At 55.8% G+C, this 16297-nt stretch carries 12 protein-coding genes; 6 read left to right on the top strand and 6 right to left on the bottom strand.

Annotated features, from left to right (window positions below):
• The first annotated feature begins 1893 nt into the window (after window positions 1–1893).
• The 4 genes from CYD26_RS26060 to CYD26_RS24015 all read left to right on the top strand — a co-directional run bounded on the left by CYD26_RS26060 (window position 1894) and on the right by CYD26_RS24015 (window position 5299).
• Window positions 1894–2133 (top strand): helix-turn-helix transcriptional regulator, encoded by a 240-nt coding sequence (locus CYD26_RS26060; protein WP_102053842.1) that lies wholly within the window; start codon window positions 1894–1896, stop codon window positions 2131–2133.
• Window positions 2134–2195: 62 nt separating this feature from the next.
• On the top strand, window positions 2196–3380 hold the full coding sequence (trfA, locus tag CYD26_RS24025) for a plasmid replication initiator TrfA (protein ID WP_102053841.1): 1185 nt from the start codon (window positions 2196–2198) through the stop codon (window positions 3378–3380).
• Window positions 3381–4343: 963 nt separating this feature from the next.
• Complete coding sequence (locus CYD26_RS24020) at window positions 4344–4985, top strand: AAA family ATPase (RefSeq protein ID WP_102053840.1); 642 nt, start codon at window positions 4344–4346, stop codon at window positions 4983–4985.
• A complete protein-coding gene (locus CYD26_RS24015; protein ID WP_102053839.1) occupies window positions 4985–5299 on the top strand; it encodes a hypothetical protein in 315 nt (104 codons plus the stop codon). The genes CYD26_RS24020 and CYD26_RS24015 overlap by 1 nt, the downstream gene beginning before the upstream one ends.
• Window positions 5300–5624: 325 nt before the next feature.
• On the opposite strand, the gene CYD26_RS24010 is transcribed toward CYD26_RS24015, so the two are convergent.
• The 4 genes from CYD26_RS24010 to CYD26_RS23995 form a co-directional block, all read right to left on the bottom strand.
• Window positions 5625–6707 (bottom strand): hypothetical protein, encoded by a 1083-nt coding sequence (locus CYD26_RS24010; RefSeq protein WP_178081734.1) that lies wholly within the window; start codon window positions 6705–6707, stop codon window positions 5625–5627.
• Window positions 6708–6821: 114 nt separating this feature from the next.
• Window positions 6822–7658 (bottom strand): aminoglycoside O-phosphotransferase APH(6)-Id, encoded by an 837-nt coding sequence (locus tag CYD26_RS24005; protein ID WP_000480968.1) that lies wholly within the window; start codon window positions 7656–7658, stop codon window positions 6822–6824.
• Entirely contained in the window at window positions 7658–8461 is an 804-nt protein-coding gene (gene aph(3'')-Ib / locus CYD26_RS24000) for an aminoglycoside O-phosphotransferase APH(3'')-Ib (RefSeq protein ID WP_001082319.1), read from the bottom strand. Before aph(3'')-Ib ends, CYD26_RS24005 begins: the two co-directional genes overlap by 1 nt.
• A 65-nt stretch (window positions 8462–8526) precedes the next feature.
• The gene (locus CYD26_RS23995; RefSeq protein ID WP_000904906.1) at window positions 8527–9141 is read right to left on the bottom strand and encodes a recombinase family protein; all 615 of its coding nucleotides are present in this window, start codon (window positions 9139–9141) and stop codon (window positions 8527–8529) included.
• A 125-nt stretch (window positions 9142–9266) separates the two neighbouring features.
• Here CYD26_RS23995 and CYD26_RS23990 point away from each other — a divergent pair, with 125 nt between their 5' ends.
• A complete protein-coding gene (locus tag CYD26_RS23990) occupies window positions 9267–12152 on the top strand; it encodes a Tn3 family transposase (RefSeq protein WP_001138082.1) in 2886 nt (961 codons plus the stop codon).
• A gap of 1075 nt (window positions 12153–13227) precedes the next feature.
• On the opposite strand, the gene CYD26_RS23980 is transcribed toward CYD26_RS23990, so the two are convergent.
• Window positions 13228–14447, bottom strand: a protein-coding gene (locus CYD26_RS23980) for an IS3 family transposase (RefSeq protein WP_371917265.1) whose coding sequence is annotated in 2 segments (ribosomal slippage) — window positions 13228–14102 and window positions 14102–14447 — 1221 coding nt in all. Because the reading frame shifts where the segments join, the coding sequence is not laid out codon by codon here.
• A gap of 280 nt (window positions 14448–14727) precedes the next feature.
• On the opposite strand from CYD26_RS23980, the gene CYD26_RS25645 reads away from it, so the two are divergent.
• Window positions 14728–15195, top strand: a complete 468-nt coding sequence (locus CYD26_RS25645; RefSeq protein WP_256588072.1) for a GIY-YIG nuclease family protein — start codon at window positions 14728–14730, stop codon at window positions 15193–15195.
• A gap of 238 nt (window positions 15196–15433) precedes the next feature.
• Here the strand turns inward: CYD26_RS25645 and CYD26_RS23970 are convergent.
• Window positions 15434–16297 (bottom strand): hypothetical protein (locus CYD26_RS23970; RefSeq protein ID WP_371917264.1); only part of this gene is annotated, 864 nt, incomplete at its 5' end.

Raw genomic sequence — 16297 nt, 5'->3', positions numbered from 1 at the left:
TGCGCGGCGAATCAAGCGCATCGTCCGCCCTGCCCCTGTGAAGCGAGGCTGAGTTCGAAGCTTACGGGCGTTCCCTGATGCTGATCTGCGCTTCTTCCCGGGAAGCGCAGCGATTCACTAACGATGGCACATTTCATCACTTTTCCGTGATGTAGGGGATTAAGTCGGTCCCGTGTGATCCAACGTTTCACGGTGAAACGCTCCCGGCCGTGATCCGACGTTTCACAGTGAAACGCTTCGGGCGATGATCCAGCGTTTCACGGTGAAACGGTTATAGCGACAACCTTGCGTCATAGGGGATTAAGACCCTTCCTCCTCGCTCTCTTATTCCTCTTCTTCGATTCAAGCGGTTGCTCGTTTTACTCGTCTGCGAATGGATCGAAGAGCGGTAACCAGATCCGGCCGTGGACGCGTGGCGGCACAATGACACTCGCCTAGGCGACTTCGCCGGACGATCGATGCAGATCCCCGTCCCACTACTGCCAGGTGAGCAGGCCGGACTGAGCAAGGCTCCCACGCTTTTGCCTACCCGGTGTCAACCCTGTGGCGCTGGAGGCAAGAGAATACGCCACATAAAATTCGTGAATATGTGCGATTATCACGAGGTTTTCAGGTGGAGGCAGGGCACACTGCACACTGCACACTGCACACTAGTTAAGCGACTATCCGCCCTGAATCAGCCACCAACTCTGCAGCCGTCGTTTTCACAGTGAAAATTCTCATCCCATAAGCGGGAGACAGCACTGATTGAAGGGTAAAATCCACAGCGGCCTGTGCAACCAGCCTGAGATATGGTCCTGCACTAATGTTTCACGGTGAAATGCTCACCGGCGGTGATCCAACGTTTCACGGTGAAATGCTCCCAGCGGTGAGCCAGCGTTTCACGGTGAAACGCTCCCGGCAGTGAGCCAACGTTTCACGGTGAAATGCTCCCAGCGGTGAGCCAGCGTTTCACGGTGAAATGCTCACCGGCAGTGAGCCAACGTTTCACGGTGAAATGCTCACCGGCAGTGAGCCAACGTTTCACGGTGAAATGCTCACCGGCGGTGATTCAACGTTTCACGGTGAAATGCTCCCAGCGGCGAGCCAGCGTTTCACGGTGAAATGCTCACCGGCGGTGAGCCAACGTTTCACGGTGAAATGCTCCCGGCGGTGAGCCAACGTTTCACGGTGAAATGCTCCCGGCGGTGAGCCAACGTTTCACGGTGAAATGCTCCCGGCAGTGATCCAACGTTTCACGGTGAAACGCTCCCGGCAGTGAGCCAACGTTTCACGGTGAAATGCTCCCAGCGGTGAGCCAACGTTTCACGGTGAAATGCTCCCAGCGGTGAGCCAGCGTTTCACGGTGAAACGCTCCCGGCAGTGAGCCAACGTTTCACGGTGAAATGCTCCCAGCGGTGAGCCAGCGTTTCACGGTGAAATGCTCCCAGCGGTGAGCCAGCGTTTCACGGTGAAATGCTCCCGGCAGTGATCCAACGTTTCACGGTGAAACGCTCAATGGCAACCGGTCACCTGGCACTGGGTACTCCCCAGCCGTAAGCCTGAGATATTGGTCCCGCGCACTGATGTTTCACTGTGAAAACATGCTGCAACCGCATGCCCTTCTCCCCTAATGGCTAAAACCGGGCCCGGGTTGAGGGTTTATCTTGGCGTTGCTGAGAGTTGTAAGGCTTAGTTGAGATGTTTTTTTGCAATTTGTTTGGCATAGCTGAGAGTTTTCTCCCTATTCCTCCGCCTATCCCCTCCAGTTTTCCGCACTTTTTACGCGCTTCTGCACTTAAATACTCACTTACGCCTTTCAGTATGAGTCGATTGACGTTCATTGGCATAGCTGAGAATATAAACGTGTTTTAAAGTGCGGAAGCGCTATTAAATACACACTTGAGGTTGATAATGGCTGAGCCATCCCCTATTACTGCACGTCAATGTGCAGCAGCTCGAATGCTGTTGAACTGGACTCAGACCGACTTGGCTGACGCGTCAGGTGCATCGAAACGGGCAATTAGTGATTTTGAGGCTGGGAAAAGCTCACCTCGCCGAGTGACGCTCGACGCAATTGAGGCGGCTTTCATTGTTGCCGGATTGCGCTTATTGGAATCGGGCGGCGTGGACGTTGAGCCCAAAGAATTATAGGCAAATCTGCTGAGATTGCGGCTCAGTAGGCCCTTGCGCATGAGTGAAACTGAGGTTCACAGATGAGCGATGATATTGCAATGAAAAGAGGCGGCGCGGCAGTACGTGCAGCCGCGATCGCCAAAAAGAACACCAGTAAACAGAAAACCAATAAAGCACAGCAACAGGATCTTGCTCTAGTGCTTCAGGCCGAGCAAGAGCTCGACTCCACGCCTCCTCAGATTGCCTTGCAACTCCCGCTCTTCCCGGGCGAAAAGTCGGCCATGCCGCATAAATGGACGCGATCTAGCCTGTTTATGTCGATTTCTGCAGGGAAACGTGCAAAGTACGTAAAAACCCGCCTGGCCAGTCGTGATGACCTCGTGTTGCTCTATACGGGTGAGCAGCTGGATATGGCTGATAACGATGTTTTCCTGCATGCGCTCCGCCTCGCTCAGGGCCGTAAAGCAGGGGAACAGATTCACTTTGTGCGCAGCCAGTTTCTCCAGGCCATTGGCAGATCCCCCGGTACAACAAGCTACAAGTGGTTGAAAGACAGCCTGCAACGTATCGCCTCTGCCAGCCTTTTTATCGAGAACTCGGATGGCGACGGTAAAATGTTCAGGTTGATCTCAGAATTGAGCTGGAAACGGAAGAACGAAGAGTTCTGGCTTGCTCTGGATCCTGAGATCGTCCAGTTCTTTGGTAAGCACGAGCTAGCTCACATTGATTTTCAAGCCCGACTTGAGCTCAAAGCCCCTTTGGCGAAATGGTTGCAAAACTATGCTAGCAGCCATCGCATTGGCGACTGGCATCACGTTACCGTCGAAAATTTGCGTGTATGGAGCGGCGGCGGTGAGATGCGTAACTTCATGTCTAAAGGACGCGGTTTACCCAAAGCGCTGAATGAGATGGAGTCTGCCGGCATCATCGAGGAGTACGAATTTTACGTTGCAAGGAGCGCGGCAGGACGGAACGAAAAAATGGTGCGTTGGTGGAGAGCAAGCGATTTTGGCCGGTGGTTGCAGGCATACGCTGTAGAACAGTCTCCTGGATGGCACCACGTTGATGTTGAGACGCTACGCGGACCGAGTAAGTACCGAACACTTAAATCGTTCCTGGCAACCGGGAAAGGCCTCAGAAAGGCCCTCACCGAGCTGGAGAAGGGGCATATCATCGAAAAGCCAGAGATCTATACCGAGCGTTCGGAAGAAGGGAAGTCGATCATTCGTGCACGGTGGTGGCGGCCAGAAACAACAGCAAGCTAGTTATTCACAGGCGTTGGCATAGCTGAGAGTTTTTCCGTTGAGCAATTGGCACTGCTGAGAAAACAATTGGCATAGCTGAGAAAACAATTGGCATAGCTGAGAATCGCTTTTTCTGGAGCCCGCGTGGGCTAAGGCTTACAGCCGATTCAAAATGGCTTAAACAGTTCTTAAACAGATATTTAAACCGGCGCTGCGCATTGTGCGCAAAGCGCCGCCGCCTCCTAGGGGGCTCTGCCCCCCGCCGGCTCAAGCCCGCCCGGGCTACGCCCGACCCGGCGGCCCCCCGAACCGTACAACACGAAATATCATCTTCATAACGCAACATCGAAGCATGGATGCCTCGCGCACTTCGTGGCTATGCCACGGCGCGATTACGCGGGCTGCTCGCCCGCACCCCGGCAGGGGCGAACCGCCCCTGCACCCGAATTCAAAAAGCTACTCCCCCCCGCCCCTCGCACGCGAGGGGAGCCTCGGGTCGCCGAGTGCTCGGGAGGCTGGGACGAAAAGCTTGTCCCAACCTCCTGTCGCTAAGACTTGGGTCGCTACGATCTATCAAGCCGTACGCTTCGCCCGTGCCTCCGTTCGACGGGACGATGAAACTGTCCCGACGAGCCGGGGGCGCGGCAGCTTGACAGCTCTACGCTTAACTCAAAAATCCACCAAACCACAAGAAAGAGGAAATTCTGGATAACAAAGCCTCTGAAGGATTTTTCACAGAAGAGCAATCACAGACGTCAGCGTCAGTTCTCTGAAGGAGGGTAAAGGATGAATCAAATGTGGTCGTGGGTCATAACATCAGTACAGATCTTCATCAGAACAAACGCTCCCCTTTCCGATCCATAGGCACAATAAGCGAGAAGCTTACACCTGTTATTTAACTTGCATAAGTTGTTCGGGTTGCATAAATTACCCGCATAAATTACATAAGTGCAATAACTTCAATAACTGATGAGGGTTACACCAATGATCCTTGTGCTCGGTGGCGAGAAGGGCGGCAGCGGAAAAAGCTGCATCGCGCAGAACCTAGCAGTGTGGTTGCAGCGGGAAGGAAATGACGTTTTGTTGCTGGATGCGGATCCACAGGGAACGTCGGTTGACTGGGCTCGTGAACGCGAGCAGAACCCAAACCTTCCTGATCTGCAGGTTGAGTCAGCTCATGGTGATATTCGAAAGACGCTTCTTGATCGAGTTAAACGGTATGAGGCCATCGTAGTTGATGCCGGCGGTGCTGACTCGGTAGCCTTGCGCTCTGCACTTACCGTTGCCACGCATGCACTCCTTCCATTTCGGCCAAAACGACGCGATCTGAAGACCCTTGCACATGTGGAAGAGTTAATTACGCTAGCCAAAAGTGTGAATCCTAAGCTAGTAGCGCGTGCGATCGTAACCCAGGCTCCGGCACTGCCCAGCCAGATCCAACGCATTCTGGACTCGAAAGAAGCATGTACAAGCTACGGGCTTGAACCACTCCAAGTATTCACGACAGCACGTAACGTTTATGACGATGCCGACGAGAATGGTTCATCTGTACTCGAAGTTGGAACCGATTTGCGAGCGATCGAGGAGATCGAAATGATCGCCAAAGAGCTCTGGGGGGATAGATAATGGGTGTCGGTAATCTGCGTAAAGGTACAGCAAACCTAGCCGCCACATCACCGGCAGCAGACGAGTTCATAAACGCCGCAAAAATTGATGGTAAGAACGGAGTAGTGGCTGCGAAGCCTGCACCATCGAAAGTATTTAAACGAGTCACCTTTTCACTGACCGACGAGCTTGACCGAGAAATTAACCGGCTCAGCCTGGTTCCTTATGGCTTTCGTGCTACCAAGTCTGATGTGATTCGAGCGGCTATCGCATTCCTAGCTGCGCAAGGCGACGAAGAAGTGTCCAGGCTCTTGAAGGACGTTTTGCAGAAATAACTTATGTAAGTTGCATAACCAACAGTCAGGCTGATGTGCTCCTAGCCTAACGGCTATAGGTGTAACGGCTTGCAATCGAAAACGGCCGTGCTCGTAATCAGCGCGTTTTTCGGCTCAGATTAACTGCGACTGACGGAGCCTCCGGCTCACATTAGCTGCTAGGGAATGCGAGCCGGAACCCATGCCGTCATCCTAAGTTGACGCATGGTCCTGATTAGGACCATGCGGACAAACCCAACGACAACTCCCCATCACAGCACTTCACTTGCCGATACCGATACCGATACCGATGCTCAACCTCTAGGAATTCAACCGGTCATCAATCTCAATCAAACGCTACAGTCGACTGAGGCTCATCCTCTGTTTCCGCAAAGCTGAAGTAGACCGTACCATCGTTTTCTGTAACGGTCGCATCACACCGACCAAACGACTCTGACAGGTATGCTTTGCCATGGATGACGCGCAGGATCATTTCTTGCTGCGCGCCGCAACTGTTGCCATCCCAAGCAGCAGCTACTCTGTAAAGCCCGTGCCCGAGTTTTTGGACACCTTCATACGAAACTCCATCGGAGAGAAGTCCGCTCGTGCCAACCACTTTGCCGTTCACCACGAGCTTGCTGGGGGGATTCTGTCCTCCATCAAGGATCTCGGGGATAATCTCGATCGTATCGCTGCCGGCAACCAATTTCGTGCTGACTTCGCTTGTGATAGGTTTGAACTTCAGTGCGTTGGCCGCTTCATATGAGCTTGGGTGACGTGGAGTTATGCCAACCGCTGCCCTACCCCGAAAGGCCACGAAATCGTTCGGTTTGGCGTCCTCAAGCTTTCGCATCGCATCAAAGTCGGTGTAGTTCATCCTGACAGTTGTTAGATCCGATGGATTCACCCATGAAGCCACCTGAAATTTCTTCCCCGTCACGCCTGGCTCAAACCACGTAACCGTATGTGTTGTGGACATGTCTGCCTTTGCGGTGACCAGCGCCTGCTTCTCTCTCTGTTCGGTGAACTCTCTCAAATCGCCTTTATATAGACCTGCCATTTTGTCGAATTTATCCTTGCCCTTTGCAGCGGGTCCGTAGAACTCGCTCTGCATGGCGATAACCTTGCGGTCAGGCCCGAATGTATAGGTCACAGACTCGAAAGGCATGCGGCGATTGACCTCAGAACGGTGAGTATTGTCGAAATACTCAGTCTGGTACCGAAGGAATACGGTCATATCGAAAATACCGGCCGGACCGTTGGAGCCGTAGCTCTTGCAGTTACGGGTGCAGTAGTCCTGCAAATGTTGGTTCACCTCTTCAAGGCTCATCCCGAGCTTCACGTCATAAAGGACAAGATTTTCAACGGCGAATACGGTACTGGGGAGCAAAGTCGCAAGGGCCGCGACCAAGGTGAGCTTTCGGATCAAGGCATAACGGGGTCGTTTGCGGGAGAGGGCGAAATCCTACGCTAAGGCTTTGGCCAACGATATTCTCCGGTAAGATTGATGTGTTCCCAGGGGATAGGAGAAGTCGCTTGATATCTAGTATGACGTCTGTCGCACCTGCTTGATCGCGGCCGCGATAGCTAGATCGCGTTGCTCCTCTTCTCCATCCGCGTTCCAAGCTGCGGAAAGGCACCCATAAGCGTACGCCTGGTCGAGCAGGCGACGCGGATCGACGTCCAGCGCACGAGAGAATGCGTCCGCCATCTGTGCAATGCGTCTAGGATCGAGACAAAGGTCGTCTCTGTCAGCCGGATCGTAGAACATATTGGCGGCGCCAAAGCCCACTTCACCGACCAGACCGACGGGATCTATCACCAGCCAGCCGCGACTGGAGAACATGATGTTTTCATGATGCAGATCGCCATGTAGCCCACGCAGTTCCGAGGCATTGCTCATCATTTGATCGGCTATAATCGCCGCGTGGACGTAGTCAGTTTGACAACCTGCGTTTTGATCATCGCGCGCCCGCTGAAACAAAGCTGCAAAGCGATCCCGGATCGGGAGAAGGGCAGAAGGCAGGGGTTCCTCAGATGCGGCATACAGCTTCGCCATTAGTTCCGCTGCAATTTCGGTCGCCTGGTAGTCGCCGTGCTCGGCAACGATGTGAGAGAGCATTCGCTCCCCGGCATATTCGAGCAACATCAGATTGTTCTCACGACCGAGCAACCGGACTGCTCCCCTCCCATTGCGCCATACCAGATAGTCGGCCCCGCGCAGTTCATCAGCAATGTCTTCTATAGGTTTCAATCCCTTGACGATTGCAGGAGTCCCGTCTGGCAATGAAACTTTCCAAACGAGGCTGGAAAAGGTGTCCGCAATGAGAACAGGTTGCGAAACGTGCCAATGAGCAGGAAAAACAGGCGGCATGAACATCAACCCCAAGTCAGAGGGTCCAATCGCAGATAGAAGGCAAGGCGTTCGCGGTCGGGGGCTTCGATCCCCAATACATTGAATAGGACAGCGAAGGCGCGCTCTGCTTCATCTGGCGCTGCCCAGTTCTCTTCGGCGTTAGCAATCATGAGTGCCAAATCGGCATAGCGATCTGCTGTTCCGAGCCGCCCAAGGTCGATCAGACCCGTGCATTGAAGAGTTTTAGGGTCCACCATGAAGTTCGGCATGCAGGGATCACCATGGCAAACAACCATATCGGTGCGCTCTTGGTCGAGCCGCACCGGTAGCTCTCGTTCGACACGAGCCAAAAGATCGAGCTGCGGCGTACTCTTGTCCTCGTCCGGTAAGAAGTCGGGATTGACGGCATTGCGGGACACCACATCAACGGCGCGTCCGAACATTCGCGACAGCCTGCGCTCAAACGGACATTGATCAACCGATAGGCTGTGAACAGCGCCAAGTTGCTGCCCCATTGACGGCCACGCTTTGAGCAAATCCGCTCCAGACAGATCAGCCGCCGGTACTCCCGGAATTGCCGTTATCACCAAGCATGCACCCTCCTGTTCCTCCTGCCAGTTGATCACCTCGGGGCAAGCCACACCTCGACCTTTGAGCCAAATGAGGCGGTCACGCTCTCCAGCGAGCTCACCGCGGCGGGAAGCAGGTGCGATTTTCGCGAAGGCATGCCCGTCACCACGTCGAAAAACAAAATCACCAGATTCTCCGCCTCTGACAGGCAACCAGTCAGAATGCGATTCACCAAAAAAAATATTAGTTCGATTCAATGGAGGTTCCTTCAGTTTTCTGATGAAGCGCGGAGGTGGCTCAACCTGCGAAAAGAAACGAGTTGCTACGTAAGTCCGAGAACATGCTTTCCATGGTCTCTGAGCTCGCCTTTGGGACCGACATATCGGTAGAGAGTGACGCGCTCGATGCCGAGTTCCTTGCAGAGATCGGAAACTGAAGTATCGCGCTGGGCCATGGCGGCTTGCGCGAGACGCACCTGAGCTTTGGTGAGCGCGAATTTTCGTCCGCCCTTGCGACCGCGCGCTCTCGCGGAGGCGAGACCCGCCATGGTGCGCTCTCGGATCAGATCCCGCTCGAACTCGGCCAAGGTGGCGAAGATTCCGAACACCATGCGACCGGACGCAGTCGTGGTGTCGATCTGAGCGCCCTTTCCAGTCAGAACCCGCAGGCCGATCTTGCGGTCTGACAGCTCCTTCACCGTGTTGACCAGATGGGCAAGCGATCGTCCGAGGCGATCGAGCTTCCAGACCACCAGCACATCGCCGTCACGCAATGACTTGAGGCAGGCAGTCAAGCCAGGGCGATCATCACGACCGCCGGAAGCAAGATCATCATAGATATTGTCCCGTTCGACACCTGCGGCGCGCAAGGCGTCGTGCTGCAGGTCGAGAGACTGCGAGCCATCGGCTTTGGAGACGCGGGCATATCCGATCAGCATGTATCACAAACGTTGGTTTGAGGCGGCGCTTCGGCCACGATTGCATTGACCTCTGGAAATGTATCTCAACCAGCTTCATAAACAAAGCGTCTTGAACGCTATCAGATTTTGAAAAAGGAACATGTATGCCGCGTCGCGTCACTCTAACCGATCGGCAGAAAGACGCGCTGTTGCGCTTGCCGACTTCACAGACGGATTTGCTCAAGCACTATACGCTGAGTGATGAAGACCTTGGGCATATCAGGCTGCGTCGGCGCGCTCACAACAGGTTCGGCTTCGCCCTGCAATTGTGTGTCCTGCGCTATCCCGGCCGGGTGCTGGCTCCAGGCGAACTGATCCCTGCAGAGGTCATCGAATTTATCGGAGCGCAGCTTGGCCTGGGTGCCGACGATCTCGTAGACTATGCTGCCCGCGAGGAAACACGGCACGAGCATCTTGCCGAGTTACGGGGGCTCTACGGCTTCCGCACCTTCTCCGGACGTGGTGCGAGCGAGCTGAAGGAATGGTTGTTCCGAGAAGCCGAGATGGCGGTGTCGAACGAGGATATCGCCCGTCGCTTCGTAGCCGAGTGCCGACGCACCCGCACTGTCCTTCCCGCGACATCCACGATCGAGCGGCTTTGTGCCGCGGCTCTCGTCGATGCCGAGCGACGCATCGAGACGAGGATCGCCAGTCGGCTGCCTATGTCGATCCGAGAACAGTTGCTGGCATTGCTCGAGGAGACGGCTGATGATCGGGTGACCCGTTTTGTGTGGCTGCGCCAGTTCGAGCCTGGCTCGAACTCTTCGTCGGCCAACCGGCTGCTCGACCGGCTCGAATATCTGCAACGCATCGATCTCCCCGAGGATCTGCTTGCCGGCGTTCCTGCCCATCGGGTGACTCGTCTGCGCAGGCAGGGTGAACGGTATTATGCCGACGGCATGCGCGATCTCCCGGAGGACAGGCGGCTTGCGATCTTGGCTGTTTGCGTCTCGGAATGGCAGGCGATGTTGGCCGACGCAGTGGTCGAAACCCACGACCGGATCGTCGGCCGTCTCTACCGTGCTTCGGAGCGTATTTGCCATGCAAAGGTCGCAGACGAAGCGGGGGTGGTGCGTGACACCCTGAAATCCTTCGCCGAGATCGGGGGCGCCCTGGTCGATGCACAGGATGATGGCCAGCCGCTGGGCGATGTCATCGCGAGTGGGTCAGGGTGGGACGGCTTAAAAACCCTTGTTGCAATGGCAACCAGGCTGACCGCCACCATGGCCGACGATCCGCTCAATCATGTGCTCGACGGTTATCACCGCTTCCGCCGATACGCTCCACGCATGTTGCGCCTGCTCGATCTGCGAGCTGCGCCCGTTGCACTGCCGCTTCTGGAAGCGGTGACGGCCCTTCGTACCGGTTTGAACGATGCCGCGATGACCAGCTTCTTGCGGCCCAGCTCGAAATGGCATCGCCACCTTCGGGCCCAGAGGGCTGGCGACGCTCGCCTATGGGAGATCGCGGTGCTGTTCCATCTGCGCGATGCGTTCCGCTCCGGAGATGTCTGGCTTACTAGGTCCCGGCGCTATGGCGATCTGAAACACGCACTCGTTCCGGCACAATCCATCGCGGAAGGCGGTCGTCTCGCTGTGCCATTGCGGCCGGAGGAATGGCTGGCAGACCGGCAAGCTCGCCTCGACATGCGGTTGCGCGAGCTTGGCCGTGCCGCTCGCGCAGGCACGATCCCGGGCGGGTCGATTGAAAACGGCGTTCTGCATATCGAGAAACTCGAAGCCGCCGCGCCGACAGGCGCCGAAGATCTGGTGCTCGATCTCTACAAGCAGATCCCGCCCACGCGCATCACCGATCTCCTGCTGGAGGTGGATGCGGCGACCGGCTTCACCGAAGCGTTCACCCATCTGCGCACAGGAGCACCCTGCGCTGACCGGATCGGGCTAATGAACGTTATCTTGGCGGAAGGGATCAACCTCGGCTTGCGCAAAATGGCGGATGCGACAAACACCCACACCTTCTGGGAATTGATCCGCATTGGACGGTGGCATGTCGAGGGCGAAGCCTATGACCGGGCGCTGGCCATGGTGGTCGAGGCACAGGCAGCGTTACCCATGGCCCGGTTCTGGGGCATGGGCACGTCGGCTTCGAGCGACGGACAGTTCTTCGTCGCTACAGAGCAAGGTGAGGCCATGAACCTGGTCAACGCGAAATATGGCAATACCCCGGGCCTGAAAGCCTATAGCCACGTCTCCGACCAATATGCGCCGTTCGCAACCCAGGTGATTCCTGCAACGGCAAGCGAAGCGCCTTACATCCTCGATGGCCTGCTGATGAACGATGCTGGACGCCATATCCGCGAGCAGTTCACCGACACGGGCGGCTTCACCGATCACGTCTTTGCCGCATGTGCCATTCTCGGCTACCGGTTCGCTCCGCGCATCCGCGACCTGCCATCCAAACGGCTCTACGCGTTCAATCCGTCGGCCGCCCCGGCGCACCTGCGAGCGTTGATCGGCGGAAAGGTCAACCAAGCCATGATCGAGCGCAATTGGCCCGACATCCTGCGCATCGCCGCCACCATTGCTGCCGGGACCGTCGCGCCAAGCCAGATTCTGCGGAAACTCGCCTCCTATCCGCGGCAGAACGAGCTCGCGACAGCCCTGCGGGAAGTCGGTCGCGTCGAGCGCACCCTGTTCATGATCGACTGGATTCTGGATGCCGAACTCCAACGGCGTGCCCAGATCGGGCTCAACAAAGGCGAAGCTCATCATGCGCTGAAGCGGGCAATCAGCTTCCACCGCCGCGGTGAAATCCGCGACCGTTCCGCCGAAGGCCAGCATTACCGCATCGCCGGCATGAATCTGCTCGCCGCCATCATCATCTTCTGGAACACCATGAAGCTCGGCGAGGTCGTTGCAAACCAGAAACGCGATGGAAAGCTGCTATCGCCCGATCTCTTGGCCCATGTTTCGCCGCTCGGATGGGAACACATCAATCTCACCGGAGAATATCGCTGGCCAAAGCCTTAGCGTAGGATTCCGCCCCCTCCCGCAAACGACCCCATAACTCCTAGTATTTGAATGCAACCTCTTAAGGCTGGCAGTCACTCCATCATCCCCTGACCGGTTTGATCCTGGTGCGGCGGAGGTAAAAACTTTCTAGCGGTGAGCACGACATCACCACAAGGCATCGGCAGCCGAGCACGCCTGTCCTGCCCGCTGTAAACCTCTGGACATCCGAAATGTAACGGCCGTACAACGCGATTCATTAGTAACTGCTCCATAGACCCCACATTCAACGCCACCGCGCGAAGCCTGATGCTGTGTTCCCGATTTCCATCAGAAGCCCGTCAGCATGATGCGTCCCAATGCCAGCGTTGAATGTGTACCTCTACCCCAAGGCAGTGGACTTTTAAAAATCCATCGACGGCCTTGCTGCTCTCGTCGAGCTAGACATTAAAGTCGCGGTGTTTGACCCGGTGCTGTTCGTCTTTCTGAATCGTCACTGTAATCGGGTCGTTGGCGGACGCTGCGCATCAATGTCAGCAGAGGAATTAGCGCGCCGGATAAGCACCGGAAATTCAGCTGTCAGTGCTACGCGCTCTGAACATCAACCTGAGCTATTTCAGCCGATACACGATTCTCTGCATAAGTTACGTAACCTGCATAACTTATTCGGTATGTGAAGCGCTTTGATTTCATAAGTTAAGTAACTTACGTAATTTAAGGGCGTCCTATGTCCTTGAGGCCGCCCTGCCTTGGCACGTCCACCGTCAAATCTGGAGATGTCATACCCAACATGGCCCCTGCAAAACACTTACATCGGCTGCTGCACGCTTTGGGGAGGAGAGAGTGCTTGTCCACGCAGCGCATGAGTGCCTCCGATTCCAAATGAACAAAGCGATGAAAGAGTTGGATTCCACTTGGCAGATGGCTAATCGCCTTCCTTAATAGGGGGAACGCAGAAATCGGAGATTTTCGTACGCTAAGCCATCCAAACCTAAGGATTGGCATCCTGAAATTTCGTGGCAAGGACACTAAAATGAAATTTTACCGTTTCGATCCAAATGGACTTGCCCCTATCAAACCGGACACCAACTCCCCGTTAAATTGATGCCGCCACCAAGCGCCTGAACTCTCTCGGCGACCGATAGTTCAACGCGCTGTGCGGATGCTGCTCGTTGTAATGCTCGAAGGCAATTGCCAAGTTACGCAGCGCCGTTTCTCGATCCGGCTTGGGCATGTGCGCCACGTAATCACGCTTGATCGTCTTCACGAAGCTCTCTGCCATGCCATTACTCTGCGGGCTACGCGCCGGTGTGGTCACCGGTTGCAAGCCGATCTGCCGAGCAAACAGACGCGTCTGTTCGGCGGTGTAGGCCGAGCCGTTATCGCTTAGCCATTGCACCGGCGTGGCGGGCAGTTGATCACCGAAGCGCTTCTCTACACTTTCCAGCATCAAGTCTCGGATATCATCGCCGCTGTACCCAGTTGGGCTAGCGACCCAGCCGATGGCTTCGCGATCACAGCAGTCCAGGGCGAAGGTCACGCTCAGTTTGGCGCCGTCCTCACAACGGAACTCAAAGCCGTCAGAGCACCAACGCGTATCGCTGGTTTTCACGGCAATACGGCCTTCGTGCCGACGCGGCACGCCGGGTTGTTTGATCCGGCGTTCAAGTAGCAGGTTGTGATCACGCATCACCCGGTAAACCCGCTTCACGTTGATCGCAGGTAGCAACTGGGTTTCACGGGCGCGGCGCAGCAATCCCCAGACTCGACGGTAGCCATAGCTGGGCAGTTCGCTGACCTGTTGCTGGATTTCGGCCACCAACTCAGCGTCGTTCACAGGCCTGCTTCGCCGTGTCTTGGGCGATACCGATTGCTTGATTCGAACCGTTAATTGCGAGCGCGCCACACCGAGACATTCACTGACCAGCTTCACTGGTCGTCCCCCGGCAACAAGGGTGAGTGCGCAATCCATTTTCGCGACCGGGCGATCTCCACGGCCTCTTTGAGGATCTCCGCTTCCATCGTTTTCTTGCCCAGCATCCGTTGCAGTTCACGGATCTGCTTGAGCGCATCGCTCAGCTCGGAGGCAGGCACCACGGCTTCGCCCGCGCTGACCGCCGACAGGCTGCCGTCCTGATACAGCTTGCGCCACAGGAATAACTGGTTGGCATTGATGCCGTTGCGCCGAGCGACGACCGACACACTTTGCCCTGGCTCAAGGCTCTCGCGAACCATGGCCAGCTTTTGCTCTGGGCTCCAGCGGCGCCGCCGCTCCTGGCCCAAAAGCTCCCCACTCTTATCGTTGCTGTTAGTCATAAACATAACCGTTTGCCTATCCCTTATCGTAAGGGGGAAACGGTGTCCTGTCTTTCATGGGGCTCGTTCACCAAAGCGCTTAGCCACCGCGGTCAACCACAATACGATTGTTGAATCCGATTTACCTGGCTTGATCGATAAAATAGGGCCAAAGGACTGCATAGTTCTTGCGGGGTGGAATATCTCAGTACAGGTAGGGGACGTCGAGGCGTTCGGCACAGTCCTATCAGTCTCACAGGATCGTACGACGGCGAAAGTCCATTGGCGCCAAGCAGATCTAATGCTGAGGCCGAACTCTAGTGGGCGGCAGTTTTGGCAGAAAGAGAAAGGCTGGTTCGCCTTTGCGCCAGACGTTGTTAGGCGCTACGCTCTTAAAGACCTCTACGCCGAATACTTCCCCGACCTCAATGGGTTCGACTTTCCTTCCCCACCTCCCCCTGCTCCACGAGGTCTTAGGCACTCGGCATCACCGATTGGCGGGTATGTATATGTGATTCGATCACCGCTTGGATTCAAGATTGGGAAGACTGTCAATCTTAAATCCAGGACAAGATTATTTGATGTCAAACTGCCATTCAAGATCAGCATTGAGCACTACGCCTGGTTTGATGACTACACGTATGCTGAGCGAAACTTTCACATTGCCTATCACGCCAAACGGCTTGAAGGCGAGTGGTTCGATCTGAGTGCAGCGGATCTTGTTGAAATAAAAAAACTAGGTATGTCGGTTCCTGTGGCCGGTCTTTGATTCTCCACGCTTCAAGTCGACGGCTCAGTACCTCGCTAAGCTGCAACGTCCATGTTTGACGACACTCTAAAAAAAGGCGGTTCTGAATATCAGGCCGCCTGGACTGCTGAGCAGTAAGCTGGGCGAACCCAGCACGAGAGGGGGGGTACTTCCGCCCCACCCCAGGCGGCTGACTACAACCAATGCTCTAACAGGGCACTCCTCACGGTGCTATGAACGGCGAGTGTCCTGGTGATTTTTACCCCAGACGGCTTTCGCTGCGCAGTGTTGTTAATTTGGCTAGGAGCCGGTCCTTGGCGGCGTCGAGTACCGTCGCATTGGTTTTGCTCGACAGTTTTTCCCGAGGCTTGCTACCTAGGAAATAGCTGATGCGCTCCGCATTGGCCCCGGATGGGTGCGGTAATCCATCCAGGAGTTGCTCGGCTTTCAACAGGCTCTTGGCTTGTAGGTGCTGAAAAACCTCCGTGACTTTCGGCCCGAGCGGGACATAGAGGCAGTGCGGGCCCAGTATCTGGATCTCTTCCGCAAGATGGGTTTCCACCTGGTGACGTAGACTGGCACGACTGAGCATGGCGGGGCTTCCGGAGTAATTCTTACCATCGAGAAAGACCGGATAGCGCAGTGCCGAGGTGTAGTGCACCAGATGGCGGTGCGTATCGAACAGCCGCGCACAGCTATCGATGTCCAGTAGTGTATGCAGTCCGATGTGATCCAACAGGCTGGTCAGGTTGTTACGCATGGGGCCGGAAAAACTAGCCGTGTCCTTGGCGGCTTGCTTGGCGTGCTCGAGGGAGGCGCCATCGCGCAACTGTTTGCGCGCTTCGTCTAGGGCCCGGCTGGCCTGCTGCAAGCCCGGCGTAATGCCGCACAGCACGACGCGGGCACCGGCATTGACATGGTCGAACGGCGCATAAAAGGTCTGCAGATTACCTTCTGAGGCGAGCAAGAGCTCGGCAGGCAGCGTGGCAAAGTTATCGGTGGATGTGCAAAGCAGGCGGCTGAACTGTTCGAGGCTCATGGTGATGTGTTGCCGCTGACCGAAAACTGACCCAGTAGAGGCTGTTCTGCCGACTGAAAACTGACCCAGGTGTTCAACTGCTTC

The sequence above is a fragment of the Pseudomonas sp. FFUP_PS_473 genome (assembly GCF_002858665.1).
Taxonomy (GTDB): Bacteria; Pseudomonadota; Gammaproteobacteria; order Pseudomonadales; family Pseudomonadaceae; genus Aquipseudomonas; species Aquipseudomonas defluvii.
Note: the sequence above shows the minus strand (reverse complement) of the source record. Positions and strands in the feature narration are given on the sequence as shown.

What these genes read in the sequence shown, in the direction of transcription:
- CYD26_RS24005 (WP_000480968.1), bottom strand. Translation starts at nt 7,658, where the DNA reads ATGTTCATGCCGCCTGTTTTTCCTGCTCATTGGCACGTTTCGCAACCT.
- CYD26_RS24020 (WP_102053840.1), top strand. Translation starts at nt 4,344, where the DNA reads ATGATCCTTGTGCTCGGTGGCGAGAAGGGCGGCAGCGGAAAAAGCTGC.
- CYD26_RS24015 (WP_102053839.1), top strand. Translation starts at nt 4,985, where the DNA reads ATGGGTGTCGGTAATCTGCGTAAAGGTACAGCAAACCTAGCCGCCACA.
- trfA (WP_102053841.1), top strand. Translation starts at nt 2,196, where the DNA reads ATGAGCGATGATATTGCAATGAAAAGAGGCGGCGCGGCAGTACGTGCA.
- CYD26_RS23995 (WP_000904906.1), bottom strand. Translation starts at nt 9,141, where the DNA reads ATGCTGATCGGATATGCCCGCGTCTCCAAAGCCGATGGCTCGCAGTCT.
- CYD26_RS25645 (WP_256588072.1), top strand. Translation starts at nt 14,728, where the DNA reads ATGCTGAGGCCGAACTCTAGTGGGCGGCAGTTTTGGCAGAAAGAGAAA.
- CYD26_RS23990 (WP_001138082.1), top strand. Translation starts at nt 9,267, where the DNA reads ATGCCGCGTCGCGTCACTCTAACCGATCGGCAGAAAGACGCGCTGTTG.
- CYD26_RS26060 (WP_102053842.1), top strand. Translation starts at nt 1,894, where the DNA reads ATGGCTGAGCCATCCCCTATTACTGCACGTCAATGTGCAGCAGCTCGA.